The sequence below is a fragment of the Pseudomonas sp. HP_08 genome, assembly GCF_055284095.1.
The window spans coordinates 199361-225513 of sequence record NZ_JBTOQC010000034.1; the positions used below are offsets into that span (position 1 = coordinate 199361).

General features: G+C 60.9%; 20 protein-coding genes. 9 read left to right on the top strand and 11 right to left on the bottom strand.

What is annotated here, in order from left to right; all coding sequences use genetic code 11:
• The 6 genes from ACYAS9_RS23035 to gloB form a co-directional block, all read right to left on the bottom strand.
• Complete coding sequence (locus ACYAS9_RS23035) at nucleotides 1–1020, bottom strand: ABC transporter permease (RefSeq protein ID WP_463570618.1); 1020 nt, start codon at nucleotides 1018–1020, stop codon at nucleotides 1–3.
• A gap of 1 nt (nucleotide 1021) precedes the next feature.
• Entirely contained in the window at nucleotides 1022–2095 is a 1074-nt protein-coding gene (locus ACYAS9_RS23040) for a microcin C ABC transporter permease YejB (protein ID WP_463570619.1), read from the bottom strand.
• Nucleotide 2096: 1 nt separating this feature from the next.
• Nucleotides 2097–3953 carry an extracellular solute-binding protein gene (locus ACYAS9_RS23045; protein ID WP_463570620.1) on the bottom strand — a complete coding sequence of 619 codons (1857 nt, stop codon included), beginning with the start codon at nucleotides 3951–3953 and terminating at the stop codon, nucleotides 2097–2099.
• Complete coding sequence (locus ACYAS9_RS23050) at nucleotides 3950–5779, bottom strand: extracellular solute-binding protein (RefSeq protein ID WP_463570621.1); 1830 nt, start codon at nucleotides 5777–5779, stop codon at nucleotides 3950–3952. Before ACYAS9_RS23050 ends, ACYAS9_RS23045 begins: the two co-directional genes overlap by 4 nt.
• 107 nt (nucleotides 5780–5886) lie before the next feature.
• The gene (locus ACYAS9_RS23055) at nucleotides 5887–7509 is read right to left on the bottom strand and encodes a LysM peptidoglycan-binding domain-containing protein (protein WP_463570623.1); all 1623 of its coding nucleotides are present in this window, start codon (nucleotides 7507–7509) and stop codon (nucleotides 5887–5889) included.
• Between the two features lie 97 nt (nucleotides 7510–7606).
• Complete coding sequence (gloB, locus tag ACYAS9_RS23060) at nucleotides 7607–8386, bottom strand: hydroxyacylglutathione hydrolase (protein ID WP_463570624.1); 780 nt, start codon at nucleotides 8384–8386, stop codon at nucleotides 7607–7609.
• A gap of 89 nt (nucleotides 8387–8475) precedes the next feature.
• Here gloB and ACYAS9_RS23065 point away from each other — a divergent pair, with 89 nt between their 5' ends.
• The 4 genes from ACYAS9_RS23065 to ACYAS9_RS23080 all read left to right on the top strand — a co-directional run bounded on the left by ACYAS9_RS23065 (nucleotide 8476) and on the right by ACYAS9_RS23080 (nucleotide 11138).
• Entirely contained in the window at nucleotides 8476–9234 is a 759-nt protein-coding gene (locus tag ACYAS9_RS23065; RefSeq protein WP_463570626.1) for a methyltransferase domain-containing protein, read from the top strand.
• 50 nt (nucleotides 9235–9284) lie between these two features.
• Nucleotides 9285–9731, top strand: coding sequence for a ribonuclease HI (gene rnhA, locus ACYAS9_RS23070; RefSeq protein ID WP_459748976.1), 447 nt, complete (start codon nucleotides 9285–9287; stop codon nucleotides 9729–9731).
• 75 nt (nucleotides 9732–9806) lie between these two features.
• Nucleotides 9807–10577, top strand: coding sequence for a DNA polymerase III subunit epsilon (gene dnaQ, locus ACYAS9_RS23075; protein ID WP_463570627.1), 771 nt, complete (start codon nucleotides 9807–9809; stop codon nucleotides 10575–10577).
• A gap of 12 nt (nucleotides 10578–10589) precedes the next feature.
• Nucleotides 10590–11138, top strand: coding sequence for a GNAT family N-acetyltransferase (locus tag ACYAS9_RS23080; protein WP_463570629.1), 549 nt, complete (start codon nucleotides 10590–10592; stop codon nucleotides 11136–11138).
• 33 nt (nucleotides 11139–11171) lie between these two features.
• Here ACYAS9_RS23080 and ACYAS9_RS23085 read toward each other — a convergent pair whose 3' ends face one another.
• A complete protein-coding gene (locus tag ACYAS9_RS23085) occupies nucleotides 11172–11384 on the bottom strand; it encodes a hypothetical protein (RefSeq protein ID WP_463570631.1) in 213 nt (70 codons plus the stop codon).
• A 192-nt stretch (nucleotides 11385–11576) separates the two neighbouring features.
• Here ACYAS9_RS23085 and ACYAS9_RS23090 point away from each other — a divergent pair, with 192 nt between their 5' ends.
• Both ACYAS9_RS23090 and ACYAS9_RS23095 read left to right on the top strand, forming a co-directional pair.
• Nucleotides 11577–12134, top strand: coding sequence for an NADPH-dependent FMN reductase (locus tag ACYAS9_RS23090; RefSeq protein WP_463570632.1), 558 nt, complete (start codon nucleotides 11577–11579; stop codon nucleotides 12132–12134).
• Nucleotides 12135–12209: 75 nt separating this feature from the next.
• The gene (locus ACYAS9_RS23095) at nucleotides 12210–17468 is read left to right on the top strand and encodes a dermonecrotic toxin domain-containing protein (protein WP_463570634.1); all 5259 of its coding nucleotides are present in this window, start codon (nucleotides 12210–12212) and stop codon (nucleotides 17466–17468) included.
• A 27-nt stretch (nucleotides 17469–17495) separates the two neighbouring features.
• On the opposite strand, the gene ACYAS9_RS23100 is transcribed toward ACYAS9_RS23095, so the two are convergent.
• Nucleotides 17496–18647 carry an acyl-CoA dehydrogenase family protein gene (locus ACYAS9_RS23100; protein WP_463570636.1) on the bottom strand — a complete coding sequence of 384 codons (1152 nt, stop codon included), beginning with the start codon at nucleotides 18645–18647 and terminating at the stop codon, nucleotides 17496–17498.
• Nucleotides 18648–18649: 2 nt separating this feature from the next.
• Nucleotides 18650–19744 carry an enoyl-CoA hydratase/isomerase family protein gene (locus ACYAS9_RS23105; protein ID WP_463570638.1) on the bottom strand — a complete coding sequence of 365 codons (1095 nt, stop codon included), beginning with the start codon at nucleotides 19742–19744 and terminating at the stop codon, nucleotides 18650–18652.
• 239 nt (nucleotides 19745–19983) lie between these two features.
• Between ACYAS9_RS23105 and ACYAS9_RS23110 the strand changes: the two genes are divergently transcribed.
• Nucleotides 19984–21648: an MFS transporter gene (locus ACYAS9_RS23110; protein ID WP_463570639.1), complete on the top strand. Its 1665-nt coding sequence runs from the start codon at nucleotides 19984–19986 to the stop codon at nucleotides 21646–21648.
• Nucleotides 21645–22799, top strand: coding sequence for an HlyD family secretion protein (locus ACYAS9_RS23115; RefSeq protein WP_463570640.1), 1155 nt, complete (start codon nucleotides 21645–21647; stop codon nucleotides 22797–22799). Before ACYAS9_RS23110 ends, ACYAS9_RS23115 begins: the two co-directional genes overlap by 4 nt.
• Nucleotides 22800–23214: 415 nt before the next feature.
• On the opposite strand, the gene ACYAS9_RS23120 is transcribed toward ACYAS9_RS23115, so the two are convergent.
• Both ACYAS9_RS23120 and nikR read right to left on the bottom strand, forming a co-directional pair.
• Nucleotides 23215–23766, bottom strand: coding sequence for a Panacea domain-containing protein (locus ACYAS9_RS23120; RefSeq protein WP_463570641.1), 552 nt, complete (start codon nucleotides 23764–23766; stop codon nucleotides 23215–23217).
• A 304-nt stretch (nucleotides 23767–24070) separates the two neighbouring features.
• Nucleotides 24071–24490, bottom strand: coding sequence for a nickel-responsive transcriptional regulator NikR (gene nikR / locus ACYAS9_RS23125; RefSeq protein WP_463570642.1), 420 nt, complete (start codon nucleotides 24488–24490; stop codon nucleotides 24071–24073).
• A gap of 87 nt (nucleotides 24491–24577) precedes the next feature.
• On the opposite strand from nikR, the gene nikA reads away from it, so the two are divergent.
• A complete protein-coding gene (gene nikA, locus ACYAS9_RS23130) occupies nucleotides 24578–26152 on the top strand; it encodes a nickel ABC transporter substrate-binding protein (RefSeq protein WP_463570643.1) in 1575 nt (524 codons plus the stop codon).
• Nucleotide 26153 lies beyond the last annotated feature (1 nt).

The following is a 26153-nucleotide window of genomic DNA, read 5'->3' on the forward strand; positions in this document are numbered from 1 at the left end:
TCATTTCCTTGGGTCGAAGGCATCGCGGGCCGATTCACCGATAAATACCAGCAGGCTGAGCATCACCGCCAGTACGGCAAAGGCACTGATGCCCAGCCATGGCGCTTGCAGGTTGGCCTTGCCCTGCGCGACCAGTTCGCCCAGCGACGGCGAACCTGCCGGCAGACCGAAGCCGAGAAAGTCCAGCGCGGTCAGGGTGCCGATGGCGCCGGTGAGGATGAACGGCATGAAAGTCATGGTCGAGATCATCGCGTTGGGCAGAATGTGCCGGAACATGATCTCGCCGTTGCGCATGCCCAAGGCGCGGGCGGCGCGCACGTATTCCAGGTTGCGGCCACGCAGAAACTCGGCGCGCACCACATCGACCAGGCTCATCCACGAAAACAGCAGCATGATGCCCAGCAGCCACCAGAAGTTGGGCTGCACGAAGCTGGCCAGGATGATCAGCAGGTACAACACCGGCAGGCCTGACCAGATCTCTAGAAAGCGCTGGCCGACCAGATCGACCCAGCCGCCATAAAAGCCTTGCACGGCGCCGGCTATGACGCCGATGACCGAGCTGATCAGGGTCAGGGTCAGGGCGAACAACACTGAAATCCGGAAGCCATAGATCACCCGCGCCAGCACATCACGGCCCTGATCGTCGGTGCCCAGCAGGTTATCGCTCGACGGCGGGGCTGGCGCCGGGACTTTCAGGTCGTAGTTGATGCTCTGGTAGCTGAACGGAATCGGCGCCCACAGCGTCCAGCCGTCCTTGGCCGCCAGCAAGTCCTGGATGTAGGGGCTCTTGTAGTTGGCTTCCAGCGGGAATTCGCCGCCGAAGGTGGTTTCCGGGTAGCGCTCCAGCACCGGGAAATACCATTGCCCGTCGTAGCGCACCGCCAGCGGCTTGTCGTTGGCGATCAGTTCGGCGCCCAGGCTGAGGATGAACAGCGCCATGAACAGCCACAGCGACCACCAGCCACGCTTGTTGGCCTTGAAACGCTCGAAGCGGCGGCGATTGAGAGGAGACAGCGGCATATCAATGCTCCCTGCTTTCGAAGTCGATACGCGGGTCGACCAGGGTGTAGGTCAGGTCGCCGATCAGTTTCACCACCAGCCCCAGCAGGGTGAAGATGAACAGGGTGCCGAATACCACCGGGTAATCGCGGTTGATGGCGGACTCGAAACTCATCAGGCCCAGACCGTCGAGCGAGAAGATCACCTCCACCAGCAACGAGCCGGTAAAGAAGATGCCGATGAACGCCGACGGAAAGCCGGCGATCACCAGCAGCATCGCGTTACGGAACACGTGGCCATACAGCACGCGGTTATTGCTCAGGCCCTTGGCCTTGGCGGTGACCACGTACTGCTTGCTGATTTCATCGAGGAAGCTGTTCTTGGTCAGCAGGGTCAGGGTCGCAAAGTTACCGATCACCAGCGCGGTGATCGGCAGCACCAGGTGCCAGAAGTAGTCCAGCACCTTGCCGGTGGTGCTCAGTTCGTCGAAGTTGTTCGAGGTCAGGCCGCGCAACGGGAACCAGTCCAGGTAACTGCCACCGGCGAACACCACGATCAACAGGATGGCGAACAGAAACGCCGGTATCGCATAGCCGACGATGATCGCCGAACTGGTCCAGACATCGAACTGGCTGCCGTGGCGGGTGGCCTTGGCGATGCCCAGCGGAATCGACACCAGGTACATGATCAGCGTGCTCCACAGCCCCAGCGAGATCGACACCGGCATCTTCTCGATGATCAGGTCGGTGACTTTGGCATCGCGAAAGAAGCTGGTGCCGAAATCGAGCTGTGCGTAGTTCTTGATCATGATCCACAGGCGTTCCGGCGCCGGCTTGTCGAAGCCGTACAGGCGCTGGATCTCTTCGACCAGCGCAGGGTCCAGGCCTTGCGCGCCACGGTAATTGGAGCCGGCCACCGACACTTCCGAACCGCCGCCGGCGATGCGGCTGGTGGCGCCGTCGAAGCCTTCGAGCTTGGCGATCATCTGTTCGACCGGGCCGCCGGGTGCGGCCTGGACGATGACGAAGTTGATGATCAGAATGCCCAGCAGGGTCGGAATGATCAGCAGCAGGCGCCGAAAAATATAAGCCAGCATCTCAGCGCTCCTCGTTATTGGCGTCGCTATCGGGCGGCGGTGCGGCGGGTGGCGCCGGCTGTACGTCCGGCTTGGCCCACCAACTGCTCAGGCCGATATCCGACAGCGCCTTGGCTTTGGGGTGCGCCAGGTGATCCCAATACACGATCCGCCAGCTCTTGATGTGCCAGTTGGGCACCATGTAGAAGCCCCACAGCAGTACCCGGTCGAGTGCGCGTGTATGAGCGATCAGGCTTTCGCGGGAGTCGGCATTGATCAGCCCGTCGACCAGCGAGTCGACCGCCGGGTCCTTCAAACCCATGAAGTTGCGGCTGCCGGTACGGTCGGCGCTGATCGAGTGAAAGAACTCGCGTTGCTCGTTGCCCGGCGAGGACGACTGCGGAAAACTGCTGACGATCAGGTCGAAGTCGCGTGAGCGCAGGCGGTTCATGTACTCGGCCACATCGACGCGACGGATCACCAGCTCAATGCCCAGGTCCTGAAGGTTGCGCTTGTAAGGCAGCATGACCCGCTCGAAAGCGGTCTGGGCCATCAGAAACTCCAGCTTGACCGGGTTGCCCTGGGCATCGGTCATGCGGTCGTCCTTGATCCGCCAGCCGGCCTCTTGCAACAACTGATAGGCCCGGCGCAGTTGTGGGCGGATCATGCCGCTGCCATCGTTGGTGGGCAGGGCGAACGGTTCGCTGAACACCCGGTCTGGGACCTTGCCGCGCAACGGTTCGAGCAATTTGAGTTCTTCGGCCGAGGGCAGGCCGCTGGCGGCCATCTCGGAATTGTCGAAATAGCTTTTGGTGCGGGTGTAGGAACCGTTGAACAACTGCTTGTTGGTCCATTCGAAATCGAACAGCAGGGTCAACGCCTCGCGCACTTTGGGGTCCTGGAACACCGGGCGACGCAGGTTGAAGATGAAGCCCTGCATGCCCTGCGGGTTGCCGTTGGGCAGTTCTTCCTTGATCAGCCGGCCGTCACGCACGGCCGGGATGTCGTAGGCCGAGGCCCAGTTCTTGGCCGTGTTTTCTTCGCGATAGTCGTATTGCCCGGCCTTGAGCGCCTCAAGGGCCACGTCGCTGTCGCGATAATAGTCGTAGTTCATCACGTCGAAATTGTACTGGCCACGGTTGACCGGCAGGTCCTTGGCCCAATAGTCCTTGACCCGCTCGTAACGCACCGAGCGGCCGGCCTTGACCTCGGCAACCTTGTACGGGCCGCTGCCCAGCGGAAACTCCAGATTGCCCTTGTTGAAATCGCGCGTGGCCCAGAAATGCTTGGGCAGCACCGGCAACTGGCCGATGATCAGCGGCAGTTCGCGGCTGTGGCTGTCCTTGAATTTGAACAGCACGCGCAGCGGGTCTTCGACCACCACCTGGTCGATGCCGGCGTAATAGGCGCGATACATCGGGGCGCCGTCCTTGATCAGGGTGTTGAAGGTGAACGCTACGTCCTCGGCGCGGATCGGATGGCCATCATGAAAACGGGCTTCAGGCCGCAAGTAGAAGCGCACCCAGGTGTTGTCCGGGGCTTTTTCGATCTTGCCGGCGATCAGGCCGTATTCGGTCAGCGGTTCATCAAGGCTCGAACGGGCCAGCGTGTCATAGATCAGGCCGCCGAGGTCTTCGGCCGGCGTGCCCTTGTTGATGAACGGATTAAGGCTGTCGAAGCTGCCAAAGCCGGCCTGGCGCAAGGTGCCGCCCTTGGGCGCATCGGGGTTCACATAGTCGAAATGCTTGAAGTTCGCCGGGTATTTGGGCGCTTCGTCGTACAGCGTTACAGCATGCTGGGGCGCGGCAAGGGCCGTGCAGGCCAGGGTGGCCAGCAACAGGCCGCCTGCCTGCGCGAGCAGCAAACGGATCGGATTCATCGGGTGTTCTCCAGAGGCTTGAGCCACCATGCCCGCAGGCCCAGGGTGTAGGGCGGGGTGGTGACTCTGGCAAAGCGATCACGCCAGGCCAGACGATGACTGTTGAGGTACCAGTTGGGAATCATGTAGTGCTGGCTCAGCAATACCCGGTCCAGGGCGCGGGTAGCGGCCACCTGGTCTTCACGGTTTTGCGCTGCCAGCAATTGATTGAGCAGGCCGTCGACCACCGGGTTATTGATGCCGGCGTAATTCTTGCTGCCGTTGATCGCGGCCTGGCTGGAGTGAAAGTACTGCCACTGCTCAAGGCCCGGGCTCAGGGTTTGTGGCAAGGTCAAAAGAATCATGTCGAACTCGAAACGGTCCAGGCGCTGCTTGTACTGGGCGCGGTCCACGGTGCGCAGTCCGGCATCGATACCGACGCGGCGCAGGTCTTGCACGTACGGCTGCAGAATGCGCTCCAGGTTCGGGTTGACCAATAGAATCTCGAAGCGCAGCGGCTGTTGCTGATCATTGACCAGGCGTTGCCCGGAAAAGTGCCAGCCGGCATCACTCAACAATCCCAGCGCCTTGCGCAGCGTTTCGCGAGGGATGCCACCACCGTCGGTGCGCGCCAGCTCGAACGGCTGGGTAAACAGGCTGGCTGGCAAGCGGTCGCGGTACGGCGCCAGCATCAGCCATTCACGCCCGGTCGGCAGCCCGCTGGCGGCAAATTCGCTGTTGGGGTAATAGCTGGTCGAGCGCTGGTAGGCATCGCTGAACAATGCCCGGTTGGTCCATTCGAAATTGAACAGCATGCCCAGCGCTTCACGTACCCGACTGTCGCTGAAGGTCGCGCGGCGGGTATTGAGAAACAGGCCCTGGGTCTGGGTCGGGATCTTGTGCGGGATCGCTGCCTTGATCACCTGGCCGTTGTTCACGGCGGCAAAATGATAGCCATTGCTCCAGTTCTTGGCCTGGTGCTCGATATAAATGTCGAATTCACCGGCCTTGAAGGCCTCGAACGCCACCTCGCTGTCGCGGTAGAACTCGACTTCGACCCGGTCGAAATTGTATTTGCCGCGATTGACCGGCAAGTCCTTGCCCCAGTAATCCTTGACCCGTTCGAAGATCAATTGCCGGCCCGGCTGCACCCGCGTGATGCGGTACGGCCCGCTGCCCAGCGGCGGCTCGAAGGTGGTGGCCTTGAAGTCGCGGTCTTTCCAGTAGTGCTGCGGCAAGACCGGCATCTCGCCAAGACGCATGATCAGCAGCGGATTGCCGACACGCTTGAACACAAAGCGGATGCGATGGCGATTGAGGATGTCGACCCGTTGCACTTCTTGCAACGCGGTGCGGTATTGCGGATGACCCTCCTTGAGCAGCGTGCGCCAGGAAAACGCCACGTCATAGGCCGTAATCGGTTTGCCATCGTGAAAGCGGGCTTCAGGGCGCAGGTTGTAGACCACCCAGCTGCGGTCCTCGCTGTACTCGACGCTGCGCGCAATCAAGCCGTAGCTTGAGGTGGCTTCGTCGCCTGACGGGTCATAAGGGCCGGTGCCGACCATCAATGGCTCGTTCAGCTCATTGACGCCGTACTGCAGGAAATTACCGGTCGAAACCGGGCTGCTGCCCTTGAGGGTGTAGGGATTGAGCGTGTCGAAAGTGCCGAATGCCATCATCCGCAAGGTGCCGGCTTTCGGCGCCTCGGGGTTGACCCAGTCGAAATGGGTGAAACTGGCCGGGTACTTGAGGACGCCAAACTGGGCATAGCCATGGCTTTCGCTGATGGCGGCGCTGGCGTTGGAGCTCAAGCCCAGGCTGATGGCTAACAGGATGGGACGTATCACGATCCATACGGCTTGGGCTTTCGGGGCGCTAACAGTAACAGCTTGTCGGGGCCTGCAAAAGGCCACGCCAGACCCGCAAGCCTTGGCGGGGCTGGCGCGCCGGCAGATCAATGTGGCAGGTAGACGGTCAGGGTCTGGCCGGGTTTAAGCGCCTGACCGGAGCGTGGGTTCCAGCGCTTGAGGTGTTTCATCTCGACATTGAAGCGCTTGGCCACCAGGTACATCGAATCGCCTTTCTGGATCTTGTACTGCATCGGCTTGCCATCTTTGCCGGTGGTGCTGGCGACAGCTGTGGCCTTGGCGCTGCTGCGGGCCGGGACTGCCTTGCTGTTGTCCTGGATCACCAGGCTCTGGCCGATTTTCAGGCGGTGGCCGGAGAGTTGGTTCCAGCGCTGCAGGGCTTCGACATCGACCTTGTTGGCGCGGGCAATCGTCGTCAGGTTGTCACCGTTCTTGACCCGGTAGGTGCGCGAACGGGCTGGTTTGTCATTGCTGGCCAGGGCTTCGAACGCCGGTTGCGAGACACCGCCCGGTTGCGCCGGAATGCTCAGCGACTGACCGATTTTCAGCGCGTTGCCTGCCAGCCGGTTATTGCTTTTGAGCGAGCTGGTCGATACCTGGTACCGCTTGGCCAGGCTTTCCAGGGTATCGCCACGGCGGACACGGTATTGCTGCCACTCCATCAACTCGGCAGGTTTCAGGTTCGGCAGGTTGGCGGTCACCAGTTGCGCCTTGGCGGTCGGCACCAGCAGGTGTTGCGGGCCGTCTATGGTCATGCGTTTCTTGAACGCCGGATTGAGCTGGATCAGCTCGTCTTCATCGATATTGGCAAGGCTGGCGACCCGTGACAGGTCGACACGCTTGTTCACCGCAACGGCCTCGAAGTACGGCTCGTTGGCGATCGGGTTGAGGTTGACGCCATAGGCGGCAGGCGTCAGGACCACTTGCGACAGGGCCAGCAGCTTGGGCACATAGTCGCGGGTTTCCTGAGGCAGCGGCAGGTTCCAGTAATCGGTCGGCAGGCCGAGCTTTTCGTTGCGCTCGATGGCCCGGCTCACCGTGCCTTCGCCGGCGTTGTAGGCGGCCAGGGCCAGCATCCAGTCGCCGTTGAACATCTCGTGCAGGCGGCCCAGGTAATCCAGTGCCGCGTTGGTCGAGGCCTGAATATCGCGGCGCCCGTCATAAAAGCCGGTCTGGCGCAGGTTGAAGTAACGTCCGGTGGACGGAATGAACTGCCACAAGCCCACAGCCTGGCTGCGAGAAACCGCCATCGGGTTGTAGGCACTTTCGATGACTGGCAGCAGGGCCAGCTCCAGCGGCATGTTGCGTTCTTCAAGGCGCTCTACGATGTAGTGCATGTACAGGCTGCCACGTTCGCCGGCGTTTTCCAGAAACGAAGGGTTGTTGGCGAACCACAGGCGCTGCTGGTCGATGCGCGGGTTCATATCGTTGCCTTGCTGCAACTGATAGCCCAGACGAATGCGTTCCCACACATCCTGCGGTGGCGCCTGCACGGATGGGGCAGGGGCGAAGATCGGTTTCTGCTTGATGCCCGCCGCGAGGTTGGGCTGGGCACGCCAGGTCGAGGTCGAAGTCGTTGGGTTGGCTTCGGGCTCGACATGACTGGTGCTTTGGCAGCCTGCCAACAGCGCGCTTGCCGTCACTGCGATGGCTTGAGCCAGTCGCGTCAATGTGTCGGAACTTGCGGGTTTTCCAGTAGATGACGACATTGTCCGGGGTGTATCCAGGCAAAAATGTCGGGCGATTCTAGAAAGCGCGATGCCACTGGTCAACCTTTAGGGAACTTTGGGCGGCCGGGCGGTCACCTCAGAACTCGTTTTTCCAGGCCCGGAGGCTGGCAAAAACCGCGCCAGGCGACGTGTTGTCTCGCCCGCTCCACTCGTCCGCTTTTTCTTTAACGGATGTTACGTGGACCCTCAAAAAGGGGTTGGTCAGGTGTTCCAGGTCCAGACGGGTCGGCAGGCTGATAAGGTTTTGCTGGCGTAACCGGGTGACGTGCTCGAAGCGTTCGGCGATGTCGCGGTTGTCCGGTTCCACAGCCCTGGCGAAGCGCAGGTTGCTCAGGGTGTATTCGTGGGCGCAGTAAATGGCCGTGTGGGCGGGCAGGGCGGCCAGCCGGGTCAGGGCTTCGTGCATTTGTTCGGGTGTACCTTCGAACAAGCGCCCGCAGCCGGCAGCAAACAGGGTGTCGCCGCTGAACAACAGCGGTTGCCCGGCGTCGTCGTGGTAGAAGGCGATGTGCCCTGAGGTATGACCGGGCACCAGCAGCACGTCAAAGCTCAGGCCCAGCACAACGACCTGGTCGTTATCGTTGAGAGCGACATCGCGGGCGGGAATGGTCTCGTTGGCGGGTCCCGATACCTTGGCACCGGTCGCCTGCTTGATGGCCACCACGCCGCCAACATGGTCATTGTGGTGATGGGTGATCAGAATGTCGGTCAGTTGCCAGTCCGGATTGTGCTCCAGCCAGTCCAGCACCGGCGTCGCATCACCCGGATCGACCACGGCGCAGCGGCGGGTCGTAAGGTCTTGTAACAACCAGATGTAATTGTCGCTGAAAGCGTGCAAGGCGTGGATCTGTATCATGGCGCAGTTCGCTTGGCGAGGAACAATAGTGCATCTTAGGGTCTGTACACTGGCTCGTCGAGCCGCAAGCTCCCGGAGGAAATACACCGATGACCGATCAAGTGTTTGCCCAGGCCGATCCGCAATGGCTGGCATTGACTCTGGCGGCCCGTGAATGGTTGTCCGGTCCCTTGGGGCACCTGCTGGTCGAGGAAGAGCGGCGGGTACTCGAAGAGGAACTGGCGCGCTTTTTTGGCGGCTATCTGGTGCATTACGGCCCCTCGGCACAGAACCCGCCCCTGGCGCCGCAAGTGCAGCGCACCGTGCGCCTCGGTGCGCCGCTGCCAGGCACAGAGATTGTCTGCGAAGAACTGGCCTGGCCCTTGAGCGAGCATGCCGCCGACATTGTGGTGCTTCAGCATGGCCTGGATTTCTGTCTTTCACCGCATGGTCTGCTGCGTGAGGCCGCCAGCAGCGTGCGTCCCGGCGGGCACTTGCTGATCATCGGCATCAATCCCTGGAGCACCTGGGGCCTGCGCCGGGTGTTCAGCCGCGGCGCCTTGCGCAAGGCGCGTTGCATTTCGCCTTCACGGGTCGTCGACTGGCTGAACCTGCTGGGCTTTGCGCTGGAGAAGCGCCGCTTCGGGTGCTATCGTCCGCCGTTTGCATCGGCAAACTGGCAGGCGCGCCTGCAAGGGCTGGAAGGCTGGGGCCACAGCCGTCAGGCGCTGGGCGGCGGATTCTATCTGTTGGTCGCGCGCAAACTGGTGGTGGGCTTGCGCCCGCTGCGTCAGGTGCGGCGCGAGCCCCTCGGCAAGCTGATCCCGATGCCGCTGGCCAAGGTCAGCCGCGACGGCTGTGAACCCTGAGCCCTGCCTGCCGATGCGCAAGCCTTAGTGCGTTATTTGGGAAAACATTGATGAGCGAATCCGTTGAACTGTTTACCGACGGTGCCTGCAAGGGCAATCCCGGACCTGGCGGTTGGGGCGCGTTGCTGGTCTGCAAGGGCCAGGAAAAAGAGCTTTGGGGCGGCGAAGCCAACACCACCAATAACCGCATGGAGCTGACCGGCGCCATTCGTGGCCTGGAAGCGCTCAAGCGCCCGTGTGAAGTGACCCTGGTCACCGACTCGCAATACGTGATGAAAGGCATCACCGAGTGGATGACCAACTGGAAGAAGCGCGGCTGGAAAACCGCCGCCAAGGAGCCGGTCAAAAATGCCGATCTCTGGCAGTTGCTGGACGAGCAGGTCAATCGGCATCAGGTCAAATGGCAGTGGGTGCGCGGGCATATCGGCCATCCTGGCAACGAGCGCGCCGACCAGTTGGCCAATCGCGGTGTCGATGAAGTGCGCGGCAAGGCTTGATGTCCCTCGGTCAGCCCGGCGCAATGCCCTGTAACCCCATGTTAAGATCGCCGCCTGCACAAGAGGCAAAGAACCATGGCATTGCAAAATATCGATAACCGCTCGATTGTTCTCGACACCGAGACCACCGGCATGCCGGTCACCGACGGGCACCGCATCATCGAGATCGGTTGCGTCGAGCTGATCGGCCGACGCCTGACCGGCCGGCACTTTCACGTTTATCTGCAGCCTGATCGCGAGAGCGACGAAGGTGCAATCGGCGTGCACGGCATCACCAACGAATTTCTGGTCGGCAAGCCGCGTTTTGCCGAGGTCGCTGACGAATTCTACGAATTTATTCGTGGCGCACAGCTGATCATCCACAACGCGGCGTTCGACGTTGGCTTCATCAACAATGAATTTGCCCTGATCGGCCAGTCGGACAAGACCGACGTTACCCAATACTGCACGGTGCTCGACACCTTGCTGATGGCCCGCGAGCGCCATCCCGGCCAGCGCAACAGCCTCGATGCCCTGTGCAAACGCTACGGCGTAGACAACTCCGGCCGTGAACTGCACGGCGCTTTGCTCGACTCCGAGATTCTTGCTGACGTTTACCTGGCAATGACCGGTGGCCAGACCACCTTGTCACTGTCGGGGCAGGGCGCTGATGGCAACGAGGGAGACGACAGCCGGCCGAGTGAAATCCGCCGTCTGCCCGCAGACCGCCCGGCTTCACGAATCATCCGCGCCACTGAAAGCGAACTGGCCGATCACCAGGCGCGCCTGGCGATCATTGCCAAGGCCGCGGGCGCACCATCGTTATGGACGCAACTGCTGGAAGCCGGGCAACCGGCCAACGCCTGAGTCGATCAGGCGATGACCGGCTTTCTGAGCATCCGCAGCGCTGACGAAACGTTCGAAGACTATCTTCTGAACGGCGACTTCACCTTCATGGTGCATGGCTATGCCCACGCGCAAGTTGGTGAGCCGGTGGCGGCATGGCGGGTGGATCAGGTCGAGCCCTTCGAAAAGAACTACTGCATCGACTCTCAGGAGTTCTGCGACCGGCGTCAGGCCAGCCGCGCCACGGTGCTGGTCGCCTGGCTGGGCGAGCAGGCGGTCGGGCACATCGTGGTGCGCATGCACTGGAACGGCTTTGCCTATATTGATGAGCTGGCCGTGGATGTGCCGGCGCGGCGTCAGGGCGTGGCGCGTTTGCTGCTCGAAAGGGCAAGGGTGTGGAGCGAAGAGCGCAATCTGGCGGGGGTTGTACTGGAAACCCAGAACAACAATCTGGCGGCGTGCTGGTTGTATGAAAGCTTCGGTTTTGTGGTCGGCAGCGTCGATCACCTGTGTTATCGAGGCATCGATGCGCAAACCCGCGAAACCGGAATCTTCTGGTACCTGATTTTCAAGGCCTCCTGAGCCGCGCCGGGCGGCTCGCAGAGACCCGAATCATCAGACGATGCGGACCATCTTGATGCCGCTTTGTACCAGCTCGAATTCATCGCCACCCAGGTGGTTGACCCGGTCGCCGATCGCCAGACGGTAAGTGGTCACCACGCTCGCACCACCGGCTTCATCAATCTTTGCCTCTTGGAATTCATGCATCGGGTAGACGCGCCCCTCGGCATCTCTTGCCTGAAACTGTCCAACCATAACTGAAGCCATTTGCCTTGAACCTCTGTAAAGAACCGCGGATTTTGCTTGCCAATTGGCCCTGTAGACCACCAAAACGAAATTGAGTTCGCCGCCTGGCCGCCTCCCTGTGCAGTTGCAAAAAGAAAAGCACAGGCTTCATACACTCAATGCTGCACTTGATCTATAACTCATGACTCTTCAAATCGCAGAGCAGGAGTTCTCATGAGTCAGGTCCATTCCATTGCCGTACTGGTCGGCAGCCTCAGAAAAGAGTCGATCAACCGAAAAGTCGCATTGGCCCTCGCCGAACTGGCGCCGCCAGGCCTGAACCTGAACATTCTCGAAATCGGTGACCTGCCGCTGTACAACGAAGACATCGACGGCGAGAACCCGCCGGCAGCCTACAGCATTTTTCGTGAAAAACTGGCAGCAGCCGACGGCGTGCTGTTCGTCACCCCCGAATACAACCGCTCAGTGCCAGGCGCCCTGAAAAACGCCATTGACGTCGGCTCGCGGCCTTATGGCAAAAGTGCCTTCAGCGGCAAGCCGGGCGCAGTCGTCAGCGCATCTCCCGGTGCCATCGGCGGCTTTGGTGCCAACCATCACCTGCGCCAGTCGCTGGTGTTTCTCGATGTCGCCTGCCTGCAGCAACCCGAAGCCTATCTGGGCAACATCGGCGCCAGCTTCGACGACAACGGTCAGTTGAACGAGCGCACCCGCAGTTTTCTGCAGAGTTTCATTGATACCTTCGCCGCCTGGGTCGAGAAAAACCGCAGCTGATCAACATTAATATGTAGCGCAGGGCCTGATCAGGTCCTGCGTAAGCTCTTTTCCTTCTGCAAAAGGAAAAGACCCATGACGGCTCCTTATTTTTATAGCGCCTCGTTGAGCGCGCGTTTTACCCAGGATATCCAGGAGGCGCTCAGCGCCTCGCGTATCGACGTCACGCAAAGCCAATGGCTCGCGCGCCTGAACGCGCCCTTGCAAACGGTCGTCGATCACTCGGCCATGCCCAGGGTCGACAAGCTGCTGATCGACGATGCCATGCCTGAGCATGACGAACTCGCCAGCGCCTGGATGATCACCGACCCGACCGTCACAGCCGGTCCTGTGTTTCTCAGCACGCTGCTGTCGGGCATCGAACGATTTGCCGATCGCGCCGCACTGGTCGATGCATTGACACAGCGATTTGCCCTTGGCGCCTCTACGGTCTCAGGGCTTGAGGTCGAGCGGGTCGACGCCAGCCTGTTCCAGCAGCGCATGCTGGTAACACTCAAGCAACAGAGCCACCATCTCGACACCCTGCTCGACCAACTGCATGAGCTGCCAACCTTGCATCAGGCGCTCGGCACAGCCTTGCAGGCGCAGATCGCATCGATGCTGCCCGGCACCGCTATCGATGTGTTCAGCCATTTGCTGCAAGTGGTCAAGATCGACAATGTCGGGCAGAGCACAGAAACAGAGTGCGTCGGCGGTACCCAAAGCCTCGCCGGGGCCGCGTTCGATTTATTCAGTGGCCAGCCGCTGAGGCCGCCACTGCAACAGCGCTTTCTGGGCGAACAAGGGCAAAGGCTGACGCACGATCAGGCCAGCCCCTATATTCAGGCGCTGGCCAATACCCCGGCCTCTTTACCTCAAGTCTATGAGCGCTTGTTGGCCGACTACTGGAACGACATTCAGGCCGGGGGATTTTCCAGACGCGAAACAATGGCCCGTGCGCTGGCCGGGTTCTTGCGCCAGACGTTGCTGCATGAGCGCGCTGCCGGGCGCTTGAGTGCCGAGGAATATTCCCGGCTCAGCATGTTGCCTTACGCGGGCCGGGCGGTATTGGCGGATGAATCGATCAGGGTCGAGCGCATGGCCTTGCGCTTCACCGATCAGGAGCCGGTCAAGCTGGCGGGCATGCTGCTGATCGAGATTCAGGCCGCGCAACAGCCTGTGCTGTTCATGTATTCGACCTCGCACGGATTGCGCCGCCTCGAGAGCAAAAAGAAGCTGATCCGTCACCTGATCAGCGATCCAGGCCAGGTCGAGCTGCTGTGCCATACCTCGCTGAATGACCACTTTCTGGTAAAGGGACGTAGCGACTATTCGCTGCACCTTGAAGTGCTGCAGTCGCCGTGGGCACTCAAGGTGATCGATACGATCATTGGCCTGAACAAACGTAACCTGGCGCATGTTCTGACCCTGCCCACGATTGCCGGCCCGCACCTGCCGGTCAGGGTCGATGATGCGCTGGATGTGCGCGGCCTGATCGATCGTCGTCTGCTGGCATCGCATGATTCCGGTCGCTGGCGCGCCGGGCTCTGGACGTTTGCGCACATCTGGCCCGCCAACGCCCAGCCAGCGCTGCGGCCTGAGCCGTTCGACACTTTAGCGCCCGGCCAGGCGATCGATGGCATCGTGCTGGAGGACACCGGTACCTGGTTTGATCAGGTGCAGAAGCTGGACGGGTTGATCGAGCGTCAAAGCCTGTTGCACGAGGGACCGCAGGGCTGTGTGCGGCATGCGCTGAATCGTTACCTGGCCATTTTCGACCGTGTGCCGATCGATGCAGGCGAGCTGAGCGTCGACTACGCGGATCAGAGCCACAAATCGCTGATTGATGTGGCCCTGGAACAGGTCAACGGCTTCAACCGCCAGCCTTTTACGCAAGCAAGCCGTATCGGCACCACTTCGGTCGATCCCCAGAATATCCAGGCTGTTGCGGGGCTGATGCCTGATCTGATCGAGCAAGTGCTGGTACTGGTACAAAACGATTTCACCCGGCTGTATGAGCGCCAGACACGCAGGTTCAGTACCCGAACGATACGCAGCCAGGACAGGCAGGTGGACCCCGGCGCCTTGGCCGTCATCACTCGCGAGCGTGCCCTGCGCTTCGAAATGACCATGGAGCGGCGCCTGGATTCAGAAGACAAGGACATCAAGAGCATGCTTGGCCGTGTGCTGGACCGTCCGCTTGGCCGGTTGCGCCTGGCCGATGGCGATCAACGCCTGGAGGTCTGCACGTTGCACTGCCAGCTGGCATCGAACCTGCCGGCCATGGAGTTGAGCAATACCTTTGTGGTGCGCGCAAGCTCGGGCGCCGGGCGCATCGCCCTGTGGTCGGTGTACATGGGGCTGGAAGGCTATGATTCGCTGGCTGACCTGGAAAACGCGCTCAATTACCGGTTGCGCTATCACGACTGGTTCGAACACTGGCAAGAGATGCTGCTACCGGCAGACCGGTCGGCAATGCGCAGCTATCTCAACCGGGCAGATGTGCCTGTGCTGCCCCTGCAGTTGCACACAGTCGATGGCCATTTCATTCAGGCGCTGCAACAGGCAGAGTTTTTGCGCAACAGGCTGGAAGTCATGGACATGCTGCACAGCACCCGCACATGGCAACTGGATGCGCAGACGATGCGCAACGCCCTGGGCGGGACCGAGAGCGATGACATGAGTCGCCACCAGCTCAACGATGTGGCCGCGCTGCTCGAAGCCTTGCTCAGCAAGCTGAGTCTTCCTGACTGGGTCAGGACGGCCTCGATACCGGACCTGATTGTGTTGAGCTGGCTGGTCCGGAATTTCTTCATGGTCTTCACCTCCCAGCCTGATTACCTGTACGGGATACCCGAGCTGACCGATTACGCGCGTGAGCAAGTGCAGGCAAGGCTGAATGCCGATTATCCGGGGCATTCTCTGGATCCCGAACAGATCATGGTCACCTCGACCCGCTACACCGCCCCGCCGGTCGGCATAGGACAGATTCCAAGCGGGTTGGCGGCGGCGACCAGCCGGGTTACTGAAACCCTGACCGACTACGCCATCAACCGCTTTGCTCATCTGCAGGATGGGCTGACCAGCCTGTCTGATGCCAAAGGACAGCCACTCGACGGCGTCATTGGTATGCAGGCCTTGAAAAGCCTGGTCGACTCTCTGGATGTGGCGACCAAATACCGCGACCAGCTGAAGCTCGACCTGTCTGAGGACGCCGTGGATTACCTGATACGTCAAGGCTACTTCTGCCGGCAGATACCGCTGACAGAGATGCTCAAGGCGATCAGGCTGAAGATATCCGGTGAGCTGAGCGGCGAAGCCTTCCTGTTCATCGGCGCAGTGATGACCATGCCCGACGCATTGGCCCGCCTGCCCATGCTTGGACGCCATGTGATCATCAGCCCGCTGCAACTGTGGGTCGAGGATCAGGGGCTGGCACCCCATTGCGTCACCGGCGCTTATGTCATCGCCCCCCTCGAGCCGCAACGCGGTCCGTGGGTGCTCTACATGATTCTGTACGAAGGGTTTGTGTTCAAAGAGTATGCCGACCGTTCAGAACTGCTGGCCGATCTGCACACCGACCAGAAGCTGCAAGCGTTCATCCTTGGCAGGCTCGACAGCGATGCGCGCAAGCTTTACGACAACGGCGGGTTTATCGAGCCTCATGTGCCATTCAGTGTCGAATCTTCCCTGGATGTCCCTTTTGGTGCACCGGCGCCGGTCAACATCAAGATCACGCCGTTTCAAGGCAATGCCATGCAGCTGCTGTTCAAGGACTCGGTGCAAACGCTCATGTCGAACGCCAGGCAGGACAGCGTCAGCACGGCGGAAAACGATCGATTGTCTTCGCACTATCTGATGCTGCTGGGGGGCGAGCAAGTGTTGGCCTTGTTGCCGGGGCGGGTGGGTTTTCTGTTGGCGTTAAACCAGGCCAAGGACCTGTTCCACGACTCGTTCAAGTCCGGATCGAAAGAGCAGTGGGGCCAGGCGTTGATGCAATTCATCACCGCTCTGGGTGTGCTGCTCTCAAGCCTTGAGACCGTGCAGATACAACCTGATGCCGAGGCTTTGCCTGAGCTTGAGCTTGAGCTTGAGCCTGAGGTCGAAGCCGAAGTTGCAGCACAGCCGGTGGCTTTTCCGGTGTTCAGTTGGGGCAACAATGTCCTGAGTGCGGAAATGCAGGTCCGCCTGCGCCAATTCGAAGTCCACGATGTCGTGCTCAACACCCTGCAAAAAGACGAGGCGTACAACGTTTATCTGGATACCCGTACCGACAAGCGCTACGCAGGGGTTGGAGGGCAGGTCTATCAGATTCTGTTCAGCGCCCAGGCCTCCTACATTGTGATCGATGACCGGGTAGGCCCTCCCATCAGGCTCAATCAACAGCACCAGTGGGAGGTAAGCCTGACGGGCGGGCTCAGGGGCGGAGGCGGTGTGGTCAGTCGTGTCCGTGAAGTGGCAATGGACAGCGAGGTCGACCAGGTCATGATCGTCCAGGCCCGCGGCATGCCGGAAATTCGCCAGAAGTTTCGTGACAAATCCCAGTACATTGCCGACGCCCATATACAGGCCCGCCATTATCTGGAGAACTGCCTGGATAATCTGGCACCGCATGCGCCGTCCAACCTTCGCAGCGAACGCAGCAAAAAGATCATTGGCGATTTTTTCAGCGTTCCTGAACCTGACGAGCTGCTGTACGACACCATCAGCCACACGATCAAGGCCATCTACAAAGGCCTGCTGGACAACTCACTGTCGCCCTATCGCTCAGAACGTTACGTCGTGGGCTTGAGCAGGCTGGGTCATGAGGACTCACTGGCATTTACCTTCGATACCGATTCGCAGAAGCGCATCTTCCTCACCGAAGGCTTCTTTCAGACGCCGGTGTTCCGTCTCAAGAGCAGGGCCTGGCGGGTAAGCAGTTTCAATTACGGCACGCACCATCGGGCGGTGGTGCTGTTGCATGAGTTGTCCCATTTGTACTGCAAGACCGATGACATCGCTTATGTCGACGCCAACAGCCCATACATCGACATGCTCGAAGACACCGCAGGCTACCGAAAGCGTGTGCGCGACCAAGTCGTTGCCGCCCAGCAGCGCACTCTGTCCTTCCATACCGATCGCAATCAATTGTTCCGCCAGCTCAAGGAAGGAGGGTGGGAGGATTTGCGTCGGCGCGACAAGGACGGCAAGGCCAGCATCCTTGCCATTACGCGCAAGAGCAGCCTTGAAGAGGCGCGGGATGTGTTCTATGAGAACCCGCAAAAGCGCAGTCAGATCATGCTGAAGAATGCCGATTCCGTGGCCCTGTTCATCAGCCTGCTGGGCCGTGAAAGGTTCTCCACGCGGCCTTGAATTCAGGGGCCGTTTGCCGACCTGGCTTTACGGTAGGTAGTGACGCAGCTCGCGGGCAATCAGCAGGCGCTGGATCTCGCTGGTGCCTTCGTAGATCTGGGTGATCCGCGCATCGCGGTAATAACGCTCCACCGGATAGTCTTCCAGATAACCGTAGCCGCCATGAATCTGCAGGGCGCTTGAACACACCTGCTCGGCCATTTCCGAGGCAAACAGCTTGGCCTGCGACGCTTCGGACAAGCAGGGCAGGCCGGCGCTGCGCAGGCGTGCGGCGTGCAGCACCAGCAGCCGGCTGGCATTGATGCGTGTGTGCATGTCGGCCAGCAGATTGGCAATGCTGGGGTGCTCGATGATCGGCTTGTCGAACTGCACCCGTTCGCGGGCATACAGCAGCGCCGCCTCGAATGCCGCACGGGCAATGCCCAACGCCTGGGCGGCGATGCCGATGCGCCCGCCTTCCAGGTTGCACAGCGCAATGGCCAGGCCCTTGCCGCGCTCGCCCAGCAGGTTGGCGGCCGGAATGCGGCAGTCGGTCAGGCTGATCGCGCAGGTGTCCGAGGCACGAATGCCCATCTTGTGCTCGCGGCGCTCGACATTGAAGCCCGGCGTATCGGTGGGCACCAGAAACGCCGACAGGCCTTTTTTACCCAGCGCAGGATCGGTCACCGCAAAGACAATGGCCAGTTGCGCGCGCTGGCCATTGCTGACGAACTGCTTGGCGCCGTTGAGTACCCACTGTTCGCCCTGCAACTCGGCGCGGGTGCGCAGGTTATGCGCTTCGGAGCCGGCCTGCGGTTCGGTCAGGCAAAAGCAGCCAATGGCCTGGCCCGTGGCCAGTTTCGCCAGCCAGGTGTTTTTCTGTTCGTCACTGCCGTAATTGAGAATCGGCCCGCAACCCACCGAACTGTGCACGCTCATCAGTGTGCCGGTGGCCGCGTCGGCGGCAGAGATTTCTTCAACCGCCAGCGCATAGGCCACATAGTCGACATAACTGCCGCCCCATTGCTCGGGGACGATCATGCCCAACAGCCCAAGCTCGCCCATGCGTGCGACCAGCGCGTCGTCGATCCAGCCGGCCTGTTCCCAGGCCTTGGCGTGCGGGGCGATTTCATGACGGGCAAAATCGCGGGCCATGTCGCGGATCATCACCTGTTCTTCGCTCAGTTCGATGTCGTGCACGATCAGCCCTCCGATTCAATGAAGAAACGCTGCACATGCTCCGCCTTGAGCGCCTGCACTGTGGCTGGCTGCCAGCGCGGCTGCTTGTCTTTGTCGATGATCAGGGCACGCACGCCCTCGATCAGGTCGCCGTGTTCGAACCACTGCCGGTCCAGGCTCAGCTCGAGCGCAAAACATTCCTGCAGCGACAATTGCCGGCCTCGGCGCAACAGCTCCAGAGTCACGGCCATGGCCAGCGGCGAACGGTTTTGCAGGGCGGCTGCGGTGTCCAGCGCCCATTGCCGGCTGCCAGCCACAGTGACCTGCTGCAACTGTTCGATGATGCTGGCGATATCGGGCAGGGCGAAAAAGTGATCGATGGCGGTACGCAAGCTTTGCAGCGGCGGGTCGGGCAGGCGCTGAGTACCGAGCCTGGCCATCACGCCTTGCAGGTCCTTGAGCGGCGCGGATTTCCATTTCAGGTGGTCGAGCATGTGGTCCAGGCGCGCCTGCGACTGGCTGGGCATGTGCCAGTCGGCCAGCCCGCAATACAAGGCGTCGGCCGCGCCGATGCGTGCACCGCTGACGCCCAGGTACAGGCCCAGTTCGCCGGGCAGGCGCGGCAGAAAATAGCTGGCGCCCACGTCGGGGAAATAACCGATGGCCACCTCCGGCATGCCCAGCGAACTGCGCTCGGTGACCACCCGCAGGTCGGCACTTTGCACCAGCCCCAGGCCGCCGCCGAGCACCAGGCCGTCCATCAGCGCCATGACCGGCTTGCGGTAATCGTGGATGGTCAGGTCCAGCGCGTACTCTTCCTCGAAAAAACGCAGGTGGTGGTCATGCCCGCTGGTGTAACTGTCGTACAGCGCGCGAATATCACCGCCTGCGCAAAACGCTTTGTCCCCGGCTCCGCGCAGCACCACGGCGTACACGTTGTCATCCTCGGCCCAGGCATCAAGCTGCAATTGCAGGGTGCGCACCATTTGCAGGTCCAGCGCATTCAGGCCGGCAGGGCGGTTGAGCACCAGATGACCGATGTGATTGCGTACATCGATCAGGATGGACGGCTGGCTGGCGTGTGACGCGGCGCGCGAGGATGAAGCCGGTGAACTCATGATGAACTCCTTGTTCTGGTTCTTGTTGCGGGTCGTGCGCGGTGTGCCCGGCCCGAACACCTGACGTTTTTGTCGATAGCCACAGCATAGACTCAACCCTTGAGTGCCTCTGGTGCTTTACACCCGATTAAGCTTCACTGCTGACATTGACGGGTATTTGCAGACATCGCTGAGCATTCCGGCGGCTGCCAATGTCACACCTTTGAATTTTCCAGGTCTGCCTCTGATAAAGCCTGCTCATGAACGATAAATACGCACCGCGCCAGTGGCAGCCCCACGAGCGCCCGACCATGCCGGGTTCGCCCTCTACCCCCTTGCATTCGACCCGCAAGCGCTGGGCCTATGCACTGGTGGGCGTGATCGTGGCGTTGACCGGCGGGCTGGGCAACGCCCTGGTGGTCGCCAACCTGCCGTACCTGCAAGGCGCGCTGGGCGCGACATCGCAAGACATCGCCTGGTTACCGGCGGCCTACGTCATGACCAATGTTTCGATGAACCTGTTGTTGGTGAAGTTCCGTCAGCAGTATGGGCTGCGTGCCTTCACCGAGCTTTTTCTGGTGCTCTATGCGCTGGTGACCCTGGCCCATCTGTTCGTCAACGACATCGATTCGGCGATTGCCGTGCGCGCTGCCCACGGCATGGTCGGTGCAGCGCTGAGCACGCTGGGTCTGTATTACATGATCCAGGCCTTCCCGCAGAAGTGGCGGCTCAAGGCACTGGTGCTGGGCCTTGGCACCGCGCAACTGGCCACGCCGATGGCCCGGCTGATTTCCGAAGACTTGCTGCAGATCGCCGAGTGGCGCGGCCTGTACCTGTTCGAGCTGGGCATGGCGATGCTCTCGCTGGGCTGCGTGCTGTTGCTCAAGCTGCCGCCGGGCGATCGCTTCAAGGCCTTTGAAAAACTCGATTTCCTGACCTTCGGCCTGCTCGCCACCGGCGTGGCACTGTTGTGTGCGGTGCTGTCGCTGGGACGCATCGAATGGTGGCTGGAGGCGCCATGGATCGGTCTTGCGTCGGCGGCGTCCATCGCGCTGATCTGCGCGGGGCTGGCCATCGAACACAATCGCCGCAACCCGCTGCTGATCACCCGCTGGCTGGGCAGCGGCGCGATTCTGCGCCTGGGTCTGGCGGTCATGCTGTTTCGCATCGTGCTGTCGGAGCAGTCCGTGGGCGCGGTGGGCTTTTTCCAGACCCTGAACCTGGGCAGCGAGCAATTGCACAGCCTGTATCTGGTGATGCTGGTCGGCAGCATCGCCGGGCTGGTCGTCAGCGCCCTGACCATTCATCCCTCGCACCTGGTCAAGCCGCTGCTGGTGTCGCTGGCGATGATGGCCACCGGCGCCTGGATGGACAGCGGCTCGACCTACCAGACCCGCCCGGAAAACATGTACCTCAGCCAGTTCCTGCTGGCCTTCGGCGGCACCTTCTTTCTGGGGCCGACGTTGGTGATGGGCATCAGCGGCGTACTGGCCAACCCGCGCAACATGGTCAGTTTCTCGGTGCTGTTCGGGATCGCCCAGAACCTTGGCGGCCTGATCGGCTCGGCGGCGCTGGGCACCTTTCAGGTGGTGCGCGAGAAGTTTCACTCCAGCCATCTGGTCGAACACCTGACCCTCTTCGACCCGCTGGTGCAAGCCCGTCTGCAAAGTGGCGCGGCCAGCTACGCCGGCGTGATCGCCGACCCGGCAGCGCGCACCTCGCAAGCCATGCGCGCGCTGTCCAGCACCGCCACCCGCGAGGCCAATGTGCTGGCCTATAACGATGTGTTCATGCTCATCGCCCTCATCGCGATATTGACCATGCTGTGGATCACCTTTCGCGTGCTGTGGCTGAAAATGACCACCCAACCTATCGCGCCGCTGTCTGCGGCACCCGTTTCCTCCAGTAGTGCGCAGAATTCATGAACGACACGACCCGCAACGATCCGCCTGCATCAACCCCGGCCGCCAGCAACCCACCGCCGGCGCCATTGACCTCGCCACCCACCGTTCGCCCGCGCTCGACCCGTGCCCGCGTGCTGTCCAGCACTGTGTTCGCTCTGATCGCCATCGGCGGCATTCTGCTGGTGCTCTACGCCTGGGAACTGCCGCCGTTCACCAGCGAGGTGCAGAGCACCGAAAACGCCTTGGTGCGCGGCCAGACCACGTTGATCGGGCCGCAATTGAGCGGCTATGTGCATGAAGTCACCGTGCAGGATTTCCAGCACGTCAAGGCCGGCGACCTGCTGGTGCGACTCGATGACCGTATCTACAAACAACGGCTTGAGCAGGCCCTGGCCCAGGTCGGCGTGCAAAAGGCGGCCCTGGCCAATAACCTGCAACAACGGCGCAGCGCCGAGGCGACCATTGCCCAGCGCGAAGCCAGCCTGCAAAGCAGCATTGCCCAGGGCCGCAAAAGCGCCGCCGATCTCAAGCGTAGCCAGGCACTGGTCACCGACGGCTCGGTGTCGCGCAGCGAGCTCGATGTCGCCCGCGCCGCCGACGCCCAGGCGCAAGCCGCCGTCGCCGAGGCCCGCGCTGCCATTCAGATCGCCAGGGAAGACCTGCAAACCGTCATCGTCAACCGCGACTCGCTTGAAGCGCAGGTGGTCAACGCCCAGGCCGCCGTCGAACTGGCACGCATCGATCTGGACAACACCCGCATCACCGCCCCGCGCGACGGGCAGCTGGGGCAAATCGGCGTACGCCTCGGCGCCTACGTCAACTCCGGCGCACAACTGATGGCGCTGGTGCCCGACACGCTGTGGGTGATTGCCAACATGAAAGAAACCCAGATGGCCCATGTGCAACTCGGCCAGCCGGTGAGCTTCACCGTGGACGCGCTGAATCACCAGAAACTGACGGGCAGGGTAGAGCGCATCTCGCCGGCCACCGGTTCCGAGTTCAGCCTGCTGCCGGCGGATAACGCGACGGGCAACTTTGTGAAAATCGCCCAGCGCATTCCGGTGCGCATCAGCGTGGATGTGGGGCAGGAACTGGCCAAACGGCTAAGGCCGGGGATGTCGGTGGTGGTGAGTATCGATACGGCGGGTGAGGGAGCAGAGACAAAACCGTAGAAATCGATGATTCAGATTCCATGACAACGTAGGTATCGGCCGATCTTGGGCTTCACCCGAGGCGATACGTCAAAGCCTGATCGAACCTGGCGAAAGACATCGATATTCACTGGGGGGCGAGGAGTAGTGCCGCCTGCGGCAATATCGGCTTCCAGACGAGGGAGGCGCAGAACGACGGCTTCGCCGTACACAACCCAACTATTCTGGCGGACGAATGGATGACAACCAGCAGGAAGAATGCATGTCGGATCATGTTTTCCTCCGTCTTTGTCTCTAACAGAGGAAATATTGACTACCAATACGCTGAGTTCACCTAACTCACCACACAACACAGGGTCATTCATTACGATATGAAGATGATGTGATGGCCCGGTTTGTATCAACAGCGTTCCTTGCTGAAAAACAGTCCTGGGCATTACGACATCTCTGAGAGTTTCTGACCTAGCTGATGGCGGGCATGAAGCATCTCAACTTTTTCTTGAGCCTGGTCCTTGCTGAAACCAAAAGACTGAAAGGTCACCTCGGCGTCAATCGCTTTGCTCGAATTGCCAGGATGCTCCCATTCGGGAAGCTGATGGACGAACTCGACGAGCTCCCAGCGAGTCATGTGTCCATACTTTTCAAATACTTCATCCAAAAGGGCGACATCGGCAGAAGAAAGCTCGTCCAGTTCATCCCAGGCAAAGTTTCTTTGGAGGCTGACCTCAAAATTATGGATTGGAGAAACGAATGCACTCCATGCTTTGCTCTGCCTGGTCCCGTTCATAAGGTTGAGTGTTGCAGACAGGATGGGGCCGTTTTTCATGTTGCATTGAGCATCGTCTGTCATAGGAACGTCATACCGTTCCATACTCAAGCGATCAGCCAGATACAGCAGCTTCATTAGCTTGATGTGAGCCATCGGGGCTTCACGGCGAGCCAAAAAGAAGGCCGCCATCTGGGCCACTTTTTGTTCGGAAAAAATCAAGAATCACCTCTCTTGCACCATCCATGGGCATTTCGGTTCTTAAGGACGCGATTGCCATCCAATGCATGCATTAATCATCAGCATCAGTCGGGCGTCACTTCAAAGTGGACAAGTGGTCCTGTTCAGGCCGCTAACCTGACAGATATCGGTCTTTTGACACGATTCTTGACACTGTCATCACGCAGCAGGTTAGTGAACCGACAGGCGATGAACAAGCGATGACTCGTTTTTGGGGCGTAATTCCAGATCTTTAGGAATTACCCTACGGCCTTGATGAGCGACGGATGACAATCACTCACCCGAATCAATGACCCGCTTTCACCTTGCCCGGCGCCGGCATCATCTGCACCTGCCCGTGCTCGACACCGCGCTCGGTCATCAACTGGCGCGACAGCTCGGCCACTTGCCCGCTTTGTCCTTGCAGCACCGACACTTCAAGGCAATGGCCGGCATCCAGATGCACATGCAGCGTCGAGCGGGTCAGGTCGTGGTGGGCATGAAAGGTCTGGTTGAGGCGCTTGGGCAACTCGCGGGTTTCGTGGTCGTACAGGTAACTGACCACCGCCACGCATTCGCTATCCTGCGCCAGCGGCTCTGACTCGCGCATGCCGGTGCGCAGCAGGTCGCGTATGGCCTCGGAGCGGCCTTGATAGCCATGCTCCACCACCCGCCGGTCGATGACCTCAAGCAGTTCTTCGTCCAGCGTGATGGTGATTCGTTGCATTTTGTTACTTCCAGTAAGATGATTTTTTATGGACATCATACCCACCGCTCTTTAGGCTACCGCCTCCGTTGAAGTGGGGGACGCAGTGTGAAGCAGCAGCCTGGCAAACGAAAGCCTGCCCTCTGGGGCATTCTCTTGCTGGGTGCAAGCGTGTTTGCGCAAGCTTCCAGCACCACAGCTCACGGCCCGACGCTGGTCTATTCCTGGCCGGTCAATGCCGGGCCGCTCGATCCGCGCGGCTACTCGCCCAATCAGATGTACGCCCAGGCCATGGTCTACGAGCCACTGGTGCGCTACACCGCCGCCGGCACGGTGGAGCCCTGGCTGGCCACGGCCTGGCAGGTGTCCGCCGACGGCAAGACGTACACCTTTACCCTGCGCGACGGCGTGCGTTTCAGTGATGGCACGCCGTTCGATGCCGCTGCCGCCAAGGCCAATCTGGATGCGGTCCTGGCCAACAGCCAACGTCATCGCTGGCTGGAGCTGGTCACCACGCTTGATCATGTCGAGGCTCCCGACCGCCTGACCCTGCGCCTGGTGCTCAAGCGCCCGTATTACCCGACGTTGATGGAGCTGGCGCAGGTTCGCCCGCTGCGGTTCGGTTCACCTCAGGCAACGCCTGGCCAGCCGGCCGGCACCGGGCCGTGGATGCGCACCGAAGCTCGCCTGGGCGAATACGACCGCTTCGTGCGTAATCCCGAATACTGGGGGCCGAAACCTGCCTATGGCGAGGTCATGGTCAAGGTCATTCCCGACCCCAACAGCCGTGCCCTGGCCCTGCAAGCCGGCGAGCTTGAACTGATTCAGGGCGCTGCCGGCGAGATTACCGCCGGCACGTTCGTGCGTTTGCGCGATCAGGGCTTTGCCACCGCACTGTCGGCACCCTTGGCCACTCGTACTCTGGCGATGAACACCGGCCGTGGCGCCACCGGCGACCTTGCGGTGCGCCAGGCCATCAATCAGGCCGTCGACAAACAGGCCATTATCGACAAGATCCTCTATGGCCTGGAGCCGCGCGCCGACACGCTGTTCGCGCCGAACATGCCGTACGCCGACCTCAATCTGCAGCCTTACGCCTTCGACCCTGGCCAGGCCAGCGCCAGCCTCGACGCCGCCGGCTGGACGCTTGCTGCCGGTGCTTCGGTGCGCAGCAAGGACGGCACGCCGCTGTCGATCGAGTTGGTGTTTCTCGGTACCAGCGCCTTGCAGAAAAGCCTCGCTGAAGTGCTGCAGGGTGAGCTGGCCAAGGTCGGCATCCAGATTGTCTTGCGCGCCGTGGAGGAGGGCGCGATGGTGCGACGTCAGCGTGAGGGCGACTTCGGGATGATCTTCGCCGACACCTGGGGCGCGCCGTACGACCCGCACTCGTTCGTCAGCTCGATGCGTTACGCCGGCCACGCCGACTACATGGCCCAGCGCGGCCTGGCAATCAAGGATGAGCTGGACCGGCGCATCGGCCAGGTGCTGGTCAGCACCGATGAGCAACAGCGCGCCGAGCAATACCGTTTCATCCTCAGCACCCTGCACGAGCAGGCGGTGTACCTGCCGATTTCCTACCTGACCGCGATCAGCGTGCGGCGTGACACGGTCAGCCACGTGCAGTTCGGCAGCACGCTGTTTGACGTGCCGTTCGAAGTCATGACCCCAAAACAGGAGCGCTGAC

Excerpts from the sequence above, each read along its gene's own strand:
- ACYAS9_RS23080 (WP_463570629.1), top strand. The coding sequence starts at position 10,590 with ATGACCGGCTTTCTGAGCATCCGCAGCGCTGACGAAACGTTCGAAGAC.
- gloB (WP_463570624.1), bottom strand. The coding sequence starts at position 8,386 with ATGATACAGATCCACGCCTTGCACGCTTTCAGCGACAATTACATCTGG.
- ACYAS9_RS23095 (WP_463570634.1), top strand. The coding sequence starts at position 12,210 with ATGACGGCTCCTTATTTTTATAGCGCCTCGTTGAGCGCGCGTTTTACC.
- ACYAS9_RS23045 (WP_463570620.1), bottom strand. The coding sequence starts at position 3,953 with ATGAATCCGATCCGTTTGCTGCTCGCGCAGGCAGGCGGCCTGTTGCTG.
- ACYAS9_RS23055 (WP_463570623.1), bottom strand. The coding sequence starts at position 7,509 with ATGTCGTCATCTACTGGAAAACCCGCAAGTTCCGACACATTGACGCGA.
- ACYAS9_RS23035 (WP_463570618.1), bottom strand. The coding sequence starts at position 1,020 with ATGCCGCTGTCTCCTCTCAATCGCCGCCGCTTCGAGCGTTTCAAGGCC.
- ACYAS9_RS23105 (WP_463570638.1), bottom strand. The coding sequence starts at position 19,744 with ATGAGTTCACCGGCTTCATCCTCGCGCGCCGCGTCACACGCCAGCCAG.
- ACYAS9_RS23040 (WP_463570619.1), bottom strand. The coding sequence starts at position 2,095 with ATGCTGGCTTATATTTTTCGGCGCCTGCTGCTGATCATTCCGACCCTG.
- ACYAS9_RS23110 (WP_463570639.1), top strand. The coding sequence starts at position 19,984 with ATGAACGATAAATACGCACCGCGCCAGTGGCAGCCCCACGAGCGCCCG.
- dnaQ (WP_463570627.1), top strand. The coding sequence starts at position 9,807 with ATGGCATTGCAAAATATCGATAACCGCTCGATTGTTCTCGACACCGAG.
- ACYAS9_RS23090 (WP_463570632.1), top strand. The coding sequence starts at position 11,577 with ATGAGTCAGGTCCATTCCATTGCCGTACTGGTCGGCAGCCTCAGAAAA.
- rnhA (WP_459748976.1), top strand. The coding sequence starts at position 9,285 with ATGAGCGAATCCGTTGAACTGTTTACCGACGGTGCCTGCAAGGGCAAT.
- ACYAS9_RS23115 (WP_463570640.1), top strand. The coding sequence starts at position 21,645 with ATGAACGACACGACCCGCAACGATCCGCCTGCATCAACCCCGGCCGCC.
- nikR (WP_463570642.1), bottom strand. The coding sequence starts at position 24,490 with ATGCAACGAATCACCATCACGCTGGACGAAGAACTGCTTGAGGTCATC.
- ACYAS9_RS23065 (WP_463570626.1), top strand. The coding sequence starts at position 8,476 with ATGACCGATCAAGTGTTTGCCCAGGCCGATCCGCAATGGCTGGCATTG.
- ACYAS9_RS23085 (WP_463570631.1), bottom strand. The coding sequence starts at position 11,384 with ATGGCTTCAGTTATGGTTGGACAGTTTCAGGCAAGAGATGCCGAGGGG.